The sequence below is a fragment of the Dysgonomonas termitidis genome, from assembly GCF_054657735.1.
Genome location: NZ_BAAHYD010000002.1, coordinates 1,576,380 through 1,593,575 on the forward strand (window position 1 = coordinate 1,576,380; position 17,196 = coordinate 1,593,575).

The following is a 17,196-nucleotide window of genomic DNA, read 5'->3' on the forward strand; positions in this document are numbered from 1 at the left end:
AATTTTATTTGGGTAACCAGTCTTTATTTTTTTCAATAAATGCATCCACAAGGCTATCTACCCGCTGTGCCATTGCATCCACATTCGAAGAATTTATTTCATACCTGGGGTTAAACATATTCATCATTATGCTATCGCCCAAGGCAGGGCTAAAATGGGTAACATCCCCATAATAGTTCAAATCTGTAATTTCATTTCTGTCGAGAAAAGAAACCACCCTTACATTGTCGTATTTCTCCACCATCCGGGTAAACTTAGCTGCAAAGCCAAGAAACTGGTTATAATAATCATGCTTGCGTGTATGGTACCAATACAGGGCCGAATAGGACGGGAACATAAATGTGTAATTCACATCCTTGTGTTTATCTATTTCCAGCTTGGCAATAAAGGAAGTGAGGCTATTGTCCATCCGCTCTTCGATATGTTCCACATGCTGGTATAATACGCTGTTTCCTGCCAGGTAGTAGTTTTTTACAAATTCGGCATCGTAGGTCTTGGCATAACTCTCAGTACCTATCTGGTCAATATTTGTTTTCATCCTATATATATCCGGCAGATTACCGTCTTTAATTTTAAAATACAGTTCCAAGCCTAAGTCTGCGGGAATGTATTGTATCTGGGCTTCATAACTATACAGGTATTGTAGCTTATCCAGGAAGCCATCTGCATAAAGATAATCCGGATAACGGGATACAACCCCGGCCTGATTGAAGAACGGCATATCTACGTTCATTATGATGTTTTTCACACCCCTCTCCTGTACGATTGAATACAATAGTTCCATCTCTGCCAGGTTCATTCCCCCCGAAGATAACTTTACAGGCTTCATCCCCTGATAAGTATTACGCATAGTTGATATATCGAAACTCTGTACCATCGACGAACCTATAAGCGCCGTATTGTATTCATAATTCCTGGCCAGTCCTCCATTTACAAAACGGGGATTCAATATATAACGGGATTCTGGATTCACCCTGAATTGCAGAAACGGGTCGATGATATAGCAAGTCAGCCCGATAATTAGCAGCAAGGCGACTGCCGATATGCTAAATGCCGTCAGAAAGGTTTTGGATGTATATTTCTTATCTGATGTATCCATATTTTACTAAAAATTAAAATAGATAAAAGCTCCCACCTTAGAAAAATGGATTACGGCTATCGAAAACATAACTGCCGACATTATGGCGATTTTCGGTTTCGGTTTGAATTCATTATACAAATCGATACTGTTCTTCGGGAAGAGGAATACAAAATATGATACTATCAGAAGAGTTCCAATTACAAATATCGACTGCATCATGTCCGGATAAGCCAATGTCGTATTGAATGCCAGGTGTGAAATTCCGTCAAACGAAATTGTATCAGGAATATACATTGTTTTCAGCATTATCAGTGCATCGTTTACGGTCAACGAACGGAACAATACCAGCGCCGAACTTACAAACAGGAATGTAAAGAAAATCCTTATCAGGTCAGGAACTTTATCCAGTTGCTTGTCAAATATCTTCTCAAATACACGGACAAGCCCGTGTAACGAACCCCATAATACAAACGTCCATGCTGCCCCATGCCAGAGTCCACTCACAAAGAACACAGCGAAAAGATTAAAGCAGGTACGGGCATATCCTTTCCTGTTACCTCCGAGCGGAACGTAAATAAGAACAAACAAGGAGCGTCCCAGTGTTATATGCCACCGTTTCCAAAACTCGGTAATACTTTTCGACTTATAGGGTGAATAGAAGTTCACAGGCAGGTTAATATTGAACATCTTACCCAGGCCTATCGCCATATCGGAATAACCGCTGAAATCGAAGAATAACTGGAATGTATAAGCCAGAGAACCGAGCCATGCCGCTCCGAAAGATAAAGAATTGGGGTCGAAAAAAGCATTCGAGGATAAGATATTCAGCGTATCGGCTACCACCGCTTTTTTGAAAAGACCAATGATAAATATGAAAAGGCCTTGTGCAAAATTGTCTATATTGAAGAAACGGTTCTTGTCATCCTGATACTGAGCCATTACATCCTGAGAAAAGACGATAGGACCTGCTACCAGTTGGGGGAAAAAGGTGATAAAAAGAACATAATCCAATACTCCGGGCACTTTTTCCTGTCTCTTATTCACGCTTATCAGGTAGGCTATCTGCTGGAAGGTAAAGAAGCTTATCCCAAGCGGCAGCATAATGCCTTTGAGTACAAAATGCGTATCGAATACGGTATTGAGGCTGTCTAAGAAGAAATTATAGTATTTATAATATCCCAGTAAGCAAACATTAAATAATATCCCCGTGACAAAAAACAATTTCTTCCAAATAGTCCTTGCTGCACTCTGCACACCCGTAGCCATTACATAATTGACAGATATAGAAATGAGTATTAGCCATACATAGAATATATGATTGTATCCGAAAAATACCAGTGAAGCGAATACCAAAAATAAATGCTGTACTTTTCGTGATACATAGCGCGATATGCCGAAATAAAGAATCAGTAATACCGGCAAAAAGACGAGAGTGAATATATAGGTGGAAAATATCATAAATCTGAAAAATCGCTTTTACTCTATTACTTTATATGTTTTTTTGCTATACCAGCTACGTTTTACAAAACATTTGCTCAACCCTATCCAGAAGTTCATTTTAAACCGGTTCCACGCTTTATTCCCGGATTTCACCTGCGGGAAATAATCAGTGCCGGCCAGTATATTAAAATAGCGTTTTTTTTGTTCCATTCCGCCTTTCAGAAACTCGATATGATGAGTTACTGTCCTGGATTTTGGGAATATATAAAAACGCCCTTCCCTGATATTGGGTACATAAGGATAACTGTATCGGATATAGCTTGGTACATGTACCGGCATATTCTCTCTTATCCATATGAATCTAACATTTGTATCTCGTAAAAAGTTTGTGATATGACATTCCGGAAAGAGTTCAAAATCAAATATCCCGGGGTTGTCTTTTATATATTTTGTTTCTATAATAGCAAAGTCTGTAGCCAGAGCATAATACTTGTCATACCAGTCGGCGCTGGCCCACACGGCATCTGCTTTTTCCGATAGCAGTTTCGTATATTTAGACTGTATACTATCTCCATAAACCCATGTGTCGGCTTCCAGTATCAATGTATATTTACAGTCGTCGGGGATGCACTTCATACCTTCTATCAGCAGCTGGGAGTTCCCCTTCCTATGTCCGGCATTTTCCTCGAGAATTATCAGTTTGTCTATATAAGGGATAGATTCGGGTAAAATGTCGTGGCCATTTTTTTTACCGTTACTGACGACTATAATATAATAATCATTCTCTTTCCAGGTATCGGAGATAATCTGAAGATTGTATTTCAAATCCTCGATTCTATCGTAAACGCGTATAAGGACAGCCAGCTTCATTCGTTTATCTTATATGCCAGGTTTCCAACCCTTTTTTAGTAAAAGAATACTGCTGCACCCTTCCTCCCAGTCTTTCCAATGCCTTAGATACAGCGAACCGTGTATTGCCCGGACAATAAAAAAACACATATCCGCCTCCTCCGGCTCCCGATATCTTCCCTCCCGATGAGCCTGCATTTATTGCTGTATTGTATATTTCTTCAAACAGCGGTGTTGATATACCGTCTGCCATTTCCCGCTTATAGGTCCATCCGCGATGCAGAATATGTCCTATTTCGCCAAGGTTGTTTTTAAGAATAGCTTCCTTTATTTCATATGCCTGATTCTTTATCTGGTGCATTGCCTCAATAGACTTTGACTTCTGTTCTGTGACGTTCTTTTGCTGCTTTTCTATTATATCACCTGAATTATGGCCTGTATTGGTATAATACAGCAGCATATTGTTCGACAGTTCATTTATTGTTTCGTTGCGGATACGCAGAGGGTTTACAATAACCTTATCCTCGGAGTAGAACTCCATGAAGTTGAATCCTCCGAATGCCGCTGCATACTGGTCTTGTTTCCCTCCGGCTTGCTTCAGGTCGGCACGTTCGATCAGGTATGCCAAATAAGCCAGGTCGTATTCGCCTAAAGGCAATGTAAGCCATTCGGCATATGCCCCTAATATAGCAACCGCTAATGTGGAAGATGTTCCCAACCCCGATCCGAAAGGAACTTCCAGGGCGCAGGTAAGAGTGAAAGATAATGGTTTACCGGTAAAATCTTTCACCACCCTGTTGTAAATTCCTTTCATCAGATCGGCTTTGTCATTCAATATAGGAAGTTCTAAGGCCGCATCGAATACATATTCTTCATTATTCTGAGGTATACGGAATACGATTTTGTTATCGGAGCGGGGTTCTATATTGGCATATGCATACAAACTGATAGTCGCATTCAGTATGCAGCCGCCATACAGATCCGAATAGGGAGAAACATCCGTTCCCCCACCTGCCAATCCCAGTCTGAAAGGCGCTTTACTTCTTATAATCATAGCCGGATTTTTTATTTTGTAAAATTAACTGCAAACTTATACAGATTTTCGTAATAAGCATTTACAGACTCATATATTTTAGTTCCTTTTTTATATTTATCACCTACCAATATGGTAAACATTCCCAGCTTATTACCGAATTCAATATCTGATTTGCTGTTGCCTACCATTATTGACCGGGCAAAGTCAACCTCAGGATAATCCCGCTGGATCTGGAATGCCATACCTATATTGGGTTTCCGGTTTACAGCTGAAGTATCCGGATCGGTACAAAAATATACACGGGTAATATTTCCTCCGGCTTTTTCTATCTCATGTAACATATAGTTATGTACATGCTCAAGATCAGACAACGACATTACATTCCGCCCTACACCTCTCTGGTTAGTCACCACAAATATATAATCAAAAGCCTGAGATAATAGCTCGACTGCCTTTAATGAATCTTTTTCGAAGACAAATTCGGATGTATTTTTTACATAATCACCGGGACGCTCCACATTAATTACGCCATCTCTGTCCAGAAAAAGATATTTGTATTTCTTCATATTACCCATATTCTTATTCGCTCCTCCTATTTTCCAAGAAAATCCACATTCGCTTTCTCAAAATCGGAAGGTATCCCTATATCTATAAAGTAATTATCCAGCCGGTGACCGTAAATATTTATACCGTGAATATGTGACTCCATTATATCTTTTTCAAAAGAGAATTTTTCGGGCAGAGATAACTTTGAAAATAGTTTTTTTGCGATTATATATACACCCCCGTTTATCAATCCTTCTTTTTTATATTCCTTTTCATTAAAGCGTATAATACGTTGTTCATCATCCAATTCTACAGAGCCGTACCTGTCAAAATCCTGCATCGGTTTAAGTGCTACTGATATATCTGATTCCTTTTCCCTGTGAAATTCCAGAAATGATTCCGAATCTAAATCAAAAAAAGTATCACCGTTTATGACAAAGGCTTCTGTCCCTTTTACTTTTGTGAATGCCAGTTTTATAGCTCCGCCTGTACCTAAAGGATATTCTTCCGCTACATATGATACTTCGAAAGGCATGTTTTGCGTTTCCAGCCAGCTGATAACAATTTCAAACTTATAGCCCAATGAGAGGATTATGTGGTTGAATCCCTCATTAGCCGCGTAATCAAATAAGTACCGTAAAAACGGCTTTCCGGCAACTTCCGCCATACATTTAGGAACATCGCTCACAACCGACTGCAAACGTGTGCCAAAGCCTCCTGCTAAAATGATGCACTCTTTCATTATTCTTTATTTAAGGTCTATGACCTGTTTGTTCCTTTTTTATGTATGATGGTTACTGTTGGTTGCGACTAAATAATATTTTCTTTACTTCCGGTTACTTATGATATGGTCGATTCCCTGCTTCTTCTACTCCTTTCATTTCTGAAACTAGCCAGCGTTCTGGTTCCTATATTCCGGCCCGGTATATAGATATAGTATTTATAGAACATGAAATAAAAGAAGAACAGGTATATAATCAGATTTAGATCTATCCATCCTTTTACATTCAACCCCAGGCAATACACTATAATAGCCACTGATACCAGATTTACCGCCCAGTCTTTAGTCTGGTACAACTTGGCGATAATCATCGGGTAACAATAAAAATACAATGTACCGGGAATGCCTACATAATACAGCATACGTGAATATCCGACATCCGTGCCCATGAAGATCATCCTCCCTGTACCAAATATCAGCGTATCTAAATCAGTCGGTATCTTAAACATTTTTTCCAGACCGGCCGATGATCTGGTCTCCAGTTTACCTGTGCGCAGAAATGTTGTAAATAGCTCAAAAGCCCAATCCGAGAAGTGCGGAAAATAGAACATAGCGAAGACGTAGCCCCCGGCCATCATAAAAATGGATGATATGAAAAAGATTCTGGCCTGTTTCTTCACCGACCTGTTGTCCCACAGATATAATATAGCTATTACCAGCAATCCCACAGCGGCGCCGATTACTGTCGTACGCGCCATAAACAGGCCGATATAGAATGTGAAAACGTATAATAGCGCCAGCGCTATGAAACCTGTATTATTAAGTTTCATCCTCATCAGCAGGTAAGAGATAATGATAAGTCCCAGCCCGGCTACAGCTCCTGCTCCAAAAAAAGCGATACCATACCCCATAATACGCTGGCCGGCCCCCTCTTCCAGGATTTCTTCCGTAATTTCGGATTGCATCTGTAAAGAGAAAAAGAAATCTTTTATACTATCATTGACATTCATCCCGAAAGCTATAAGCGCCTGAAGGCCTATTGCTGCGGCAATATATAGCAACACTGTATTGAAAGAAGGTTTTTTATGTATTTTGAAAATGGTGAATATAATGAAGTATGCAGAAAAAAGCCATGCTATCTGACTTCGGAAATATCCGGTTGTATAAGGGTCATCTACGTTATTCAACCAGCCGGAGGTATAAAATATAAAATACATTGCCCCCATCGCTATTAAAACAGATACTATTTCTTTGAAGGGAAAACGGTGATAGGCGAACAGGCCGAATCCCAATATCCCCGACAAGAAAGTAAAAGCCCTTCCCCCCACATCGAGTGCCTGCGGATATATGAGGTAAAACGTCAATATCAACGGCAAAAACATAGGTATAATCTGCTTTAACTTGGACATATATTACCTGAATACAAATTTGTAAATAAGCGACTTTCTATATTTGAGTTTAAATGTACACTTTGTGTAAAGAATAGCAAAATCTCTTGATGTATAATTTTCTTCCTTATACAAAGGGGACTCTTTCAGTTTGCGCAGGACTTTCAACCCCAGACGCGAATTTGCACATAACCGGAGCCAGTGAACTGATAGCATGTGCTCAAGATAGGCTCCATCACAAAATGGTTTATCCCTGTTTATCCGAATCAATGAAAGCATGAACCCTTCACACATATCCAAGTACTTAAAAGATGAATGTAACGGTACACATTCTGCGACCGATGAATATATTTCCAGGAAATCATCGTCTATGGGCAGACCTAAATGCCTGCAATGGATCTTGAATACTTTTTTCTTATTGTCAGTTTGTAGTGCTTCATTCAGTGACGACACCTGTTGTTGGTGAACACGATACAAAAGAAGTGGTTCCCCTATATTAGCAAGTTTTGTTTTATATATAGCCTTGGACCATAACGCATAATCTTCGACATGAAGATACTCTGTCTCAAAACTCAGCCCTAATTCTTTGAATACACGGCTGCGGATCATAACAGCCGGATGGCAAATACCCGATTTAAATAGCAGGTAGGCTCTTAATTCCTCATCTTTCAGGGGACTATGGTGCAAATCCCGTTTTCCGGGATTCCCTGTTCTGAAAGCATAAAAAAGCGTACTGACAATATCATGTTCTTTGTTTTTCTCCAGAAATGCGACTTCCTTTTCTATACGGGTGGGCAAAGCTATATCATCCGCATCCATGCGGGCAATATACTCACCTTTACAGAGGTAGATCCCTTTATTCAAGGTTTTTATAAGTTTCAGGTTTTCCTCATTCTCCACGACCGTTATACGCGGGTCTTTTCGGGCCAGTTCCTGCAGTATCCGGCCTGTATTATCCGTAGAACAATCGTTTATGGCTACAATCTGCAAATCTGTATATGTTTGATTCAGAATCGAGTTCATTGATTCTCCCACATACTTTTCCACATTGTAACAAGGCATCAATACTGAAACCAGAGGCTTGTTCATTTTTTATTTGCAACGATTGCGTTAAAGACAGATTTATATCCGTCTACCATTTTTTCGATTGTAAAGTTAGCAAGATATGATTGTCTTGCATGTATTGACATGCTTTTTTTTATATTTTCATCCGAAAGGATGTATTCTATCTTCTCTGTAAACAGGTTTATATCATTGTTTACAGCAAAACCGTTTTTCCCGTCGAGTATTTCAGTTATACCCCCGACTGCAGATGCAACCACCGGAACTCCGAATGCCAAAGCTTCCAGTAAAGACATGGGTAAACCCTCATAATTAGACGGAAGTATAAACAGATCTGCATATTTCAGGTAGGAGCATGCCAGATGGGCCTCTCCTAAACAGAAAACATTGGAAGGAACATCATGTACCTCCTTTTTATTTCCAATCCACACAAATGCGTATTGCGGCATTCGTTTCGCTATATCAAGGAAAAGGTCGAATTTCTTCTGTTTTGAGATACGGGATATGCACATTACGGTTTTGGAGTATGATAATTGCAGCTTGTCCAGTTCTGTCGTAATCCGGTCCTTTATTTCCACCTGCTCCGGATACAGGTCCGTAACGCCATTGTATATACATTCCACATTCTTATAGATACCTTCCTCGCGCATGCTGTCCACATCGTATTGGCTGACCCCGATTATTTTGTACGCACGGTTTTTGAGAAAACGTTCTACGATAAGGAAACGCTTAAAAGCTTTCCGTATCGAATCGAAACCATGAACCGTATATACTGTTTTTTTTCGGCTAAAAACAATACGTCCCAATACACCCATCTTTGAAGAATGAAGGTGTACGACATCAGGATTATACTTGAATCTATAATAATAAAGTTTGAGGAGCAGACCTATATCTCTTATTGATACCTCTTTGCGGTGATTGTTTAATTTTATTTTTGTAAAATTATTTCCTAAAGCGTTCCATGCTTCGCCATCGCCTCCATATAAAACAAATAGTTCGTGTTCGGAACTCAAAGTTTTAATCAGATTTGCCACAATCGTCTGCGCTCCCCCATATTCTGAAACTGTTATGATCTGGAAAATCTTCATTTAATACTTTACCTACAATTTGAATTTGTAAAGATAATAGGAATAATCTATATATTGAGAAAAATATTGCTTTTATATATTTTCTTTAGCTTATTTTTAGATACTTAATTGACTGGTAATCATTCTTCTCCAATTGATATATCCGAAAATAGATACTACGAAAAAGATGAAAAATAATATTCCCGACATGATATCTTGTTGTACGAATAATAATATGCTTGATACAGCATTCGCAGGTATTACGAGCAACCACTGCTCGGCCCACTTACGGGAGATCATCCACAACGCGACAATATTGAGCGATGTGGTAAGGGCGTCCCCGATAGTAACAAAGGACGGATTGTGGCTAAATTGTATCAGAATAAGATAAATCAACAACGAGATAATTATCACTCCTATGATAATGGGAATAATGAACCGCTTCCCGACATGGGTAATAATCTCCGCTCCCGAATCTTTGTCCCTGTTACGCATAATCCATACTATCCAGCCATAGACAGAAGCCAGAAAGAAATAGATATAAATCCCCATGCTGGCATACAACCCTGTCTTATAGAATATATAAATATAGAATGCAGCCATAACGATACTTACAGCCCACATCCATACATTTGCTTTGTATTCCAAATACAGGAAAACCAACCCTATAATTGCGCCGGTTATACTTACCCAGTTATTTTCTATAAAAGAAAGAATTATATCCATCATAAAGTTACGGGTTATTTCGCCCTTTGGGCAGTTACAAGTTACGAGTTGCAATACACGGTTACTTGTAACTCGTAACTTGTAACTCGTAACTAATATTTCTATCAGAAGCGGTATCTTATTTTCCCCAGCAGGTTCGCGCCTGCCTGTGGATATAAACCACGGTCAACCGATTCGCTTCCATCTTTGAAACGGGCAGTATATACCCATGCATTCGCACTATATTTGATACTTGCCAGATTATTGATAAAGAACTGAAAATCAAATTTACCTATTTTAGGGGCATCCAGCGTATATGAAGCTACCATATCAGTTACAAAATAATCTGATAAACGATTTCCGGCATTCGAGGTGTTGTCATAATACATACGACCAACATACTTATTGATAAAAGACAGCGTAAAATCTTCTTTCTCGAATGGTTTGAATGTAACGCCGAGGCTACCTACCGTATTCGGCGAGAATGAGATATCAGTTGATTTATGGAATTCCGAAACTTGTCCTACCGGATTCCAGTCATTCTGATTATCATACAGATCGTAATAAACCGTATAGTTCTTTATCTTATTACGGCTCAATGTCAGGTTCCCATCCAGGCGCAACCATTCGGTAGGGGTATAAGCCAATGACAGTTCTATACCAGTACGGTAACTGTCAGGTACATTTTCCTGCAACTTATAACCGATATCATTCAGTTTCCCGGTTTGCACCAACTGGTCTTTATAATCCATATAATAGAAATTGGCACTGAACGAAACCATTGAATTAGCATATTTATAACCTAGCTCATAATCATATAATCTTTCGGGAGCAATACTTCGCGAACCTCCGCCTTTCAGTGATTCTTTCAGGTCAGCCCGCAATGGTTCCCTATTAGAAATTCCGAATGATCCGTAAATTTCATTATAGTTGCTGAACCGGAATGAAAGGCCTCCTTTCGGATTTATAAAGTTATAATAATTCTTATTGGTCAAATCCATCAGATCGTCGTCCAATCCTTTCATGCGATAATCTATATAGCGTTCCTGTACCTCCGCAAATAGCGACAGGTTGTCCACCGGGCGGTATTCCATTTTAAGGAAGGCATTCATATCCTGTTTCACGGCCGTATTCCGGTTCCAGTTATACCCTTCCGGAATATTCTCATTATGCTTTACCCACAATAGTTTACCGTAATGCGATCCATCATAGTAGCTGTACATTGCTCCGACCGTAATGCCCAGCTTACCAGCTTTATAATCCAGATTGAAACCGCCTACATAAAAGTCATTTTGCATCAGTTTACGCAATGTAAGATCCGAACTCTCATAGGTCGTCCCTCCTACAATTTGTTTACCTAGTCCGTAATCAGCAAAATCCTCATCTACTTTATAATTCTCGTAATAGCCGTAACCATTATTATAACTCAGATTTACATTCAGTGTCAGCCTGTTTGTAAGATAACGGGTATAAATCAACTGTCCGATATTGGAATAGTAGTTATCCGTCTCGTTATCATAATATTGAGTTCTGCCATTATCATCTTTATATTCTCCGGCAGGATTGTAGCGCCTGTTAATTTTTATCATTTCAGGACTTATGCCTTCCCATGTAATACCCGTATGCTGGATACCATTCATGTATATAAGACGAATCAATTGTTTATCGGAATAGTGTGATAATGCCGCATATATATTCTTGTGGTCTACTTTTCCGTTCCGTATATATCCGTCACTCTTGATATACGAATAGCGGGCATCGAGTGACAGGCCGCTTTTCATGATACCTGTTCCCGCAGCACCTGTCAGCAGTAGAGTATTGTATTGCCCATATGCAGATGACAAGTCGGCATAGGCCTTATTTCCCTTTCCTCCGGCTGTCTGCATCGAGATACTGGCACCAAAAGAGGCTGTACCATTCGTTGATGTGCCCACTCCCCGCTGCACCTGCATGCTTTGCAATGAGTTAGACAAGTCCGGCAGATTAACCCAATATACCTCCTGGCTTTCCGGATTATTTAGCGGCATACCGTTCAATGTCACATTTATACGGCTTGCATCCGTACCTCTGATACGAAGCGCCGTGTTTCCTACGGCTGTTCCGCCTTCGGTATATGAGACTACCGATGGTAAGGATTGTAATATAAAAGGAATGTTCTTTGCAGCATTATCCTTTTTAATTTCCACTTCGCCCAGATCCGAATAGGAGATAGGGGCACCACGGCTTACCCGTGTGGCAGACACTACTACCTCCTCCAGTTTTATGAGCTTAAGGCTATCCGCCTGTTGTTGAGAATAAACTGCTTCTGCTCCACTGATTACAAGAGCAGCAAAAGCTAAAAATACCTTTTTCATTTAAATACAAAATTTCTATAAGCATAAGACAAATCATTCTTGTTTTATACTTTGACGTTAAACAAAAAAGGGGTTTGATAAGATGATTTCCCGGAATTTAAGAATATGCACGTGCGCAATAGCATCTTCTTTCCCTACGCCGGCATTACCCGGATCAGGTTTAATGGGTGTGATCTCAGCCTGTAATTTTAAGGCACCCCTAAGACTTCGAGGCAAAGATAACCAAACCTTTTCAATAAATAAGTGTTTACCTATTATAAAATTTTTCTATAACTGGGATTTCCGATGTTACAAAACGGGATTTTCCTAGTCATATATAATATTAGATAAAATTAATTTACCTTTGTAACATAAAACTTAAAAAACATGAAAAAGAATATTTTTGTCGCGGTTCTCTTTTCTATTGTAGCGTTGGTTTCTTTCTCGTCCTGTGAGACTGATCACTATTACTGGGACAGAGGACGTTTAGATTATGTCGCAGAACTAAGAGTTCCAACCAATAATACTTTTCAGACGAGTTTCAGAATTTACGAAAATGATATTAGACTAAGAGGATATGACAGATATGTGGAGATACATGATCTGAAATTTATTAGTGGCTATTCAGATATATATGTATATACCACGGGATATATAGACTGGATGGATCTTCGTGTAGATGGGACAAATGCCGTTTTACAATATGATATCATATATTTAGGTTATCCCGTCCAGGACGAAACTGAAAAAGCACAATATTTTCTTAATGCAATGACAGAGCAGATACGGCGTTATGGTTATGCAACTATTATAGTCGAAGGAAAAGGGAAAATGAATTCAGATTATGATATTGAGATAGGCGTAGATCTGGATATTTATATCCGTGACTAAACCATTATGTCAGATCATATCTCACTGTCAGCATCTTTTGGCTATCTCTCCGAAATACAGCAAATAGATAGTTCCGGCCTATCATTAAGAAATAAATATATCCGCCTGAAACAGGTGCTGGAAAGAGTCTGCAAAGATATCACGGCAAGTGAATCTTTGCAGTTTCCCTCTTTATTCTCCCGCCTTGTCTTTATCGGGCAAAAATATGAACTGCCAAAATCATTGGAATGGCAGTTGCAAAACATACGCATAAAAGCATCCTGCCTGCAGCGGAACGATAAGAATCTGGTATCTCCCGGACAGTATCAGCAGGCAAGGGAAGGTCTGGAAAATTTCCTTTTATATATCGAGGGTGAGAAACAGGATTTCAACTATGTGGAAGATACTGTTTTCGATTATGAACCTGTGTCTCAGGATTTATCAAATAAGATACGAGTACAGATATTGGAAATCGATGCCGAAGACGAACTTCTTATTTGCAGGTCCGAAACACTTATCGGTCAGAGCTTAAAAGTGAAATATAACGTCTCTCCCGTTAATAATATATTCAATGAAACTATTGAACGCCTTTGGATTGGCGCGCAACTCAACCTCATTGACGTAAAAGTAGACGATGCGGGGTTCTACATCCCTAAAATGTTTGTACTGGAACCCGATTATCTGATAGATGCTTCAGCAATGGCTGAATGTTTTCAACCCTATGGCAGTTCATATCTGCACTATTTTCGCCGTAAATTCGAACCCAATGTAAATACTCATTACATATTATTGGGGAATCTTGCCAATTTCTTTTTGGATGAACTTATTTATGCAGGGGATGCCGATAATCTGGTATTCGAAGAGGTGTTTATGAAGTCGTTCCGCTCCATGCCATTCGAATATGCGGCATGCAAAGAGATTCGTGATAACGCTGCTTTCAAAGAGTTTATGGTCAAAGCCCGGAGCCAGTTCGAAAACATAAAGCGAGTGGTGTTGAACGATATGCCTGCAAACGGATTCGATGTGGCATCCTGCACGCTTGAGCCATCCTTCTTTTGTGAGAAGTACGGGTTTCAGGGACGGCTCGATTTACTTCAACTATCAAACGACAAAACAGGGACAGACCGTATAATCGAACTGAAATCAGGCAAACCTCCCTATCCTCGCGAAGACGTTACCAAAATAGCGCCCAATCATGAGACGCAGACAGCCGTTTACCGTCTTATGATACAAAGCGTATTCGAAAAAGATGCACGCCATATATATCCTACCATCCTTTATTCTTCGGCCGAAAACGCGGGAGAGAACATTCGGTTTGCCGCTATCTATCAGCAATTAGAAAAGGAGATTATTAATATGCGGAATCTCATTGTAGCGACCGAACATGATTTATATATCGGTGATACGCAATCCGTAGAGAAGACTTTCGGCAGTCTTTCCAATCCGGATAATTACGGACGTGTGCCCCAGTTTTTTATAGACAAGTTGGCTGGGTTGGAGAAAGTAATAGATAAGGCCGCTCCATTAGAACGGGCATATTTCTATCGGTACATCAGTTTCATTACCCGAGAATTATACCTTCAGAAGACAGGTGATGAGGGTTATAATACATCGATGAGTGTATCCGCCTTGTGGAATACCTCTTTTGAAGAACGGCAGGATGCTTTAGATCTGATTGCAGGCCTTGAAATAGATGATATTGACAACAGCGGACGGGACATGATTATCCGTTTCCGCAGGGATAGCCCGGATGATTGTGTCAATTTCCGTGAAGGGGAAATATGCATCCTGTATCCCCGTCAAAACAATGATGATTCTGTATTGACAAATCAGATACTGAAAGGCACAGTGGTAGAAATTACCTCAGGCCATGTTATTCTGCGCTTCAGATATAAACAGCGAAACCATGATTTTTTCTCCCGTTACAAATACTGGGCTGTAGAGCATGATAAACTGGATCATAGCTATAATACGATGTACAAGAGCCTGTTTGCTTTTTTGTCTGCCCCTGATGACAAAAAAAGGTTATTGCTTGGCTTACATGAACCTGCTTCATCTGCCCGCTGTAAACAACAGTATGCTAATGCGACAAAAGAGGAAAGGCAAGAGGTTATCATAAGTAAAGTCCTGGCTGCGGAAGATTACTTCCTTATTGTGGGGCCTCCGGGAACAGGCAAGACATCCATTTTTGCCCGGCAACTTATAGAACGCTTCTCTGCCGGGAAGGATACAAATATCCTAGTAATGGCATATACCAACCGTGCCGTGGATGAATTATGCGCTTCCATTTGTCAGGCATTCGGCAAAAGTGAAGACGAGTGTGACAGATATATCCGTATAGGCTCGGAATTATCGTGCGGTGAAGGTTACCGCCATCGTCTGTTGCAAAACATTTCCCATCAGGCTGAGAACAGAAAAGAATTACTCCAGGCTATAGGTAATGCCCGCATTTTTGTCGGCACTCTGGCTTCCATTACCGGAAAGCCCGAATTATTTGATCTTAAGAAGTTCGATGTTGCTATCATAGACGAGGCATCTCAAATACTGGAACCTCAGCTTATAGGCCTTTTGCCCCTGTTCGACAGGTTCATTATGATAGGGGACCATAAACAATTGTCTACAATCACCTTACAGGATGAAAACAAGTCGGGGGTAAAAGAGGCTATATTGAATGACATTGAACTGTATGACTGCCGGGAATCCTTATTCGAACGATTGTTCCGTATCTGTCAAAAACGAGGCTGGACACATGCATATGACACTTTGACCTATCATGGACGGATGCATGAGGATATTGCCACTCTCGTCAACCCTACCTTCTATGATAATTTGCTGAAAACTGCCACCGGCAGGCAAAGCATGCCTCTCGAATTCCGGGAATATGAAAGATCAGACAAATTACAATCTCTAATAGCAACTAGGCGTACGGCCTTTATCCCAGTCAGAGAAACAGATGATACAAACAACTCGGACAAGCTGAACAAACATGAAGCGGACGTTGTTATTTCATTGATAAAAGCGATACTTGAGATTTACAGGCTTAACAATATGAATTTTGACGCCCGGAAAACAATCGGCGTAATCACTCCTTATCGTAATCAGATTGCCTTGATAAAGCATAAACTGGAAGAAGCGGGAATTCCGGAGTCTAATGACATTATGGTGGATACCGTAGAACGTTATCAGGGTAGCCAGCGGGATATTATCATTCTTTCATTTTGTTTCAATAAGCCATATCAATTGAGATTCTTTAGTAATCTGAACCGTGAGGGCACTGTGGACCGCAAACTGAATGTCGCTCTCACCAGAGCCCGCGAACAGCTGTTTATGATTGGGAATGATTATATACTGAATCAGGATTCAATCTATAGAAAGATAGTAAACCAATCGCTTATCAGTTTACGATAACTTCTTTTTGTCCCGAAAAAACGAACAAGCAATGACCAGCAAAATAAAAGAATTACGGAAAATAGTCCCTGTACCAATGAATGAGGCCTTGCAGCTATTACAGGCAAATGACGGGGATGTGGAAAAATGCGTCTATCTGTTCAAAGCCAAATCAATCAAAGAGATATGTGAACAGACAGGCTGTGACGAACAAACTGCGGCTGAATACTACGAAGCTGAGAAATTCGATATAAACAGGGCTGTATCCAATATCAAGGAAGCCATCTTTGATAAGAACTATCAGCCAATACCTGGCGTCACTAAAGAGGGTATCGGTAATATCCTGCAATGGTTGCGTGTGGTCGAAGCCGAAGATTTCGGCATATCTCTCGATTATCAACTGCTGGATAAAGCATTGGAGACATTGAGCCTTATTTCCTCGTTACATGATATTGCGGCGAAAGTAAAAGCCGCTAAACAAGCTAAGGAGTTGATCTTTCAGGGCTATACGGATGCCGATAGCCTTGAAGACTTTGTCCGTCGCCACAGGGAGCTGGATGACGATCAGGATTTTATAGAAGCGAATCAGGTCATCGGTCTTAGATTTACAGTAATTAAAGAGGAACTTTTGAGGCATGTACGAAATCTTAACTAAAAGGTCTTAAAATAAGATGCAAAGAGGTGCTGATTTTCCCATCAGCACCTCTTTTA

At 40.1% G+C, this 17,196-nt stretch carries 14 protein-coding genes and 1 riboswitch; of the genes, 3 read left to right on the forward strand and 11 right to left on the reverse strand.

Annotated features, from left to right (window positions below):
- Positions 1-4 precede the first annotated feature (4 nt).
- The 11 genes from ACYQ3L_RS10495 to ACYQ3L_RS10545 form a co-directional block, all read right to left on the reverse strand.
- Complete coding sequence (locus tag ACYQ3L_RS10495) at positions 5-1,099, reverse strand: hypothetical protein (protein ID WP_379996121.1); 1,095 nt, start codon at positions 1,097-1,099, stop codon at positions 5-7.
- 6 nt (positions 1,100-1,105) lie between these two features.
- Positions 1,106-2,539 (reverse strand): MBOAT family O-acyltransferase, encoded by a 1,434-nt coding sequence (locus ACYQ3L_RS10500; RefSeq protein WP_379996118.1) that lies wholly within the window; start codon positions 2,537-2,539, stop codon positions 1,106-1,108.
- Positions 2,540-2,557: 18 nt separating this feature from the next.
- Positions 2,558-3,391, reverse strand: coding sequence for a hypothetical protein (locus ACYQ3L_RS10505; RefSeq protein WP_379996116.1), 834 nt, complete (start codon positions 3,389-3,391; stop codon positions 2,558-2,560).
- 4 nt (positions 3,392-3,395) lie between these two features.
- The gene (locus ACYQ3L_RS10510) at positions 3,396-4,424 is read right to left on the reverse strand and encodes a GHMP family kinase ATP-binding protein (protein ID WP_379996114.1); all 1,029 of its coding nucleotides are present in this window, start codon (positions 4,422-4,424) and stop codon (positions 3,396-3,398) included.
- Between the two features lie 11 nt (positions 4,425-4,435).
- The gene (locus ACYQ3L_RS10515) at positions 4,436-4,972 is read right to left on the reverse strand and encodes a D-glycero-alpha-D-manno-heptose-1,7-bisphosphate 7-phosphatase (RefSeq protein ID WP_379996112.1); all 537 of its coding nucleotides are present in this window, start codon (positions 4,970-4,972) and stop codon (positions 4,436-4,438) included.
- A gap of 26 nt (positions 4,973-4,998) precedes the next feature.
- Entirely contained in the window at positions 4,999-5,694 is a 696-nt protein-coding gene (locus ACYQ3L_RS10520; RefSeq protein ID WP_379996111.1) for a nucleotidyltransferase family protein, read from the reverse strand.
- Positions 5,695-5,792: 98 nt separating this feature from the next.
- A complete protein-coding gene (locus ACYQ3L_RS10525) occupies positions 5,793-7,082 on the reverse strand; it encodes a hypothetical protein (protein WP_379996109.1) in 1,290 nt (429 codons plus the stop codon).
- Between the two features lie 3 nt (positions 7,083-7,085).
- The gene (locus ACYQ3L_RS10530; protein WP_379996107.1) at positions 7,086-8,150 is read right to left on the reverse strand and encodes a glycosyltransferase family 2 protein; all 1,065 of its coding nucleotides are present in this window, start codon (positions 8,148-8,150) and stop codon (positions 7,086-7,088) included.
- The gene (locus ACYQ3L_RS10535; RefSeq protein ID WP_379996105.1) at positions 8,147-9,211 is read right to left on the reverse strand and encodes a glycosyltransferase; all 1,065 of its coding nucleotides are present in this window, start codon (positions 9,209-9,211) and stop codon (positions 8,147-8,149) included. The genes ACYQ3L_RS10530 and ACYQ3L_RS10535 overlap by 4 nt, the downstream gene beginning before the upstream one ends.
- Before the next feature lie 96 nt (positions 9,212-9,307).
- The gene (pnuC, locus tag ACYQ3L_RS10540; RefSeq protein WP_379996104.1) at positions 9,308-9,919 is read right to left on the reverse strand and encodes a nicotinamide riboside transporter PnuC; all 612 of its coding nucleotides are present in this window, start codon (positions 9,917-9,919) and stop codon (positions 9,308-9,310) included.
- Positions 9,920-10,020: 101 nt separating this feature from the next.
- Complete coding sequence (locus ACYQ3L_RS10545) at positions 10,021-12,249, reverse strand: TonB-dependent receptor (RefSeq protein ID WP_379996101.1); 2,229 nt, start codon at positions 12,247-12,249, stop codon at positions 10,021-10,023.
- A 114-nt stretch (positions 12,250-12,363) separates the two neighbouring features.
- A riboswitch (TPP riboswitch) is annotated at positions 12,364-12,460 on the reverse strand.
- Between the two features lie 155 nt (positions 12,461-12,615).
- On the opposite strand from ACYQ3L_RS10545, the gene ACYQ3L_RS10550 reads away from it, so the two are divergent.
- The 3 genes from ACYQ3L_RS10550 to ACYQ3L_RS10560 are packed head-to-tail and all read left to right on the forward strand — an operon-like array spanning position 12,616 to position 17,140.
- Positions 12,616-13,119, forward strand: coding sequence for a hypothetical protein (locus ACYQ3L_RS10550; protein WP_379996099.1), 504 nt, complete (start codon positions 12,616-12,618; stop codon positions 13,117-13,119).
- A gap of 6 nt (positions 13,120-13,125) precedes the next feature.
- Positions 13,126-16,506: an AAA domain-containing protein gene (locus tag ACYQ3L_RS10555; RefSeq protein WP_379996097.1), complete on the forward strand. Its 3,381-nt coding sequence runs from the start codon at positions 13,126-13,128 to the stop codon at positions 16,504-16,506.
- A gap of 31 nt (positions 16,507-16,537) precedes the next feature.
- Positions 16,538-17,140 carry a hypothetical protein gene (locus tag ACYQ3L_RS10560; RefSeq protein ID WP_379996095.1) on the forward strand — a complete coding sequence of 201 codons (603 nt, stop codon included), beginning with the start codon at positions 16,538-16,540 and terminating at the stop codon, positions 17,138-17,140.
- Positions 17,141-17,196: the final 56 nt, after the last annotated feature.

Bases quoted from the DNA above. Each gene is read 5' to 3' on its own strand.
- ACYQ3L_RS10515 (WP_379996112.1), bottom strand. From the start codon at position 4,972: ATGAAGAAATACAAATATCTTTTTCTGGACAGAGATGGCGTAATTAAT.
- ACYQ3L_RS10500 (WP_379996118.1), bottom strand. From the start codon at position 2,539: ATGATATTTTCCACCTATATATTCACTCTCGTCTTTTTGCCGGTATTA.
- ACYQ3L_RS10510 (WP_379996114.1), bottom strand. From the start codon at position 4,424: ATGATTATAAGAAGTAAAGCGCCTTTCAGACTGGGATTGGCAGGTGGG.
- ACYQ3L_RS10555 (WP_379996097.1), top strand. From the start codon at position 13,126: ATGTCAGATCATATCTCACTGTCAGCATCTTTTGGCTATCTCTCCGAA.
- ACYQ3L_RS10505 (WP_379996116.1), bottom strand. From the start codon at position 3,391: ATGAAGCTGGCTGTCCTTATACGCGTTTACGATAGAATCGAGGATTTG.
- ACYQ3L_RS10530 (WP_379996107.1), bottom strand. From the start codon at position 8,150: ATGAACAAGCCTCTGGTTTCAGTATTGATGCCTTGTTACAATGTGGAA.
- ACYQ3L_RS10525 (WP_379996109.1), bottom strand. From the start codon at position 7,082: ATGTCCAAGTTAAAGCAGATTATACCTATGTTTTTGCCGTTGATATTG.
- ACYQ3L_RS10535 (WP_379996105.1), bottom strand. From the start codon at position 9,211: ATGAAGATTTTCCAGATCATAACAGTTTCAGAATATGGGGGAGCGCAG.
- ACYQ3L_RS10495 (WP_379996121.1), bottom strand. From the start codon at position 1,099: ATGGATACATCAGATAAGAAATATACATCCAAAACCTTTCTGACGGCA.
- pnuC (WP_379996104.1), bottom strand. From the start codon at position 9,919: ATGATGGATATAATTCTTTCTTTTATAGAAAATAACTGGGTAAGTATA.
- ACYQ3L_RS10545 (WP_379996101.1), bottom strand. From the start codon at position 12,249: ATGAAAAAGGTATTTTTAGCTTTTGCTGCTCTTGTAATCAGTGGAGCA.
- ACYQ3L_RS10550 (WP_379996099.1), top strand. From the start codon at position 12,616: ATGAAAAAGAATATTTTTGTCGCGGTTCTCTTTTCTATTGTAGCGTTG.
- ACYQ3L_RS10560 (WP_379996095.1), top strand. From the start codon at position 16,538: ATGACCAGCAAAATAAAAGAATTACGGAAAATAGTCCCTGTACCAATG.
- ACYQ3L_RS10520 (WP_379996111.1), bottom strand. From the start codon at position 5,694: ATGAAAGAGTGCATCATTTTAGCAGGAGGCTTTGGCACACGTTTGCAG.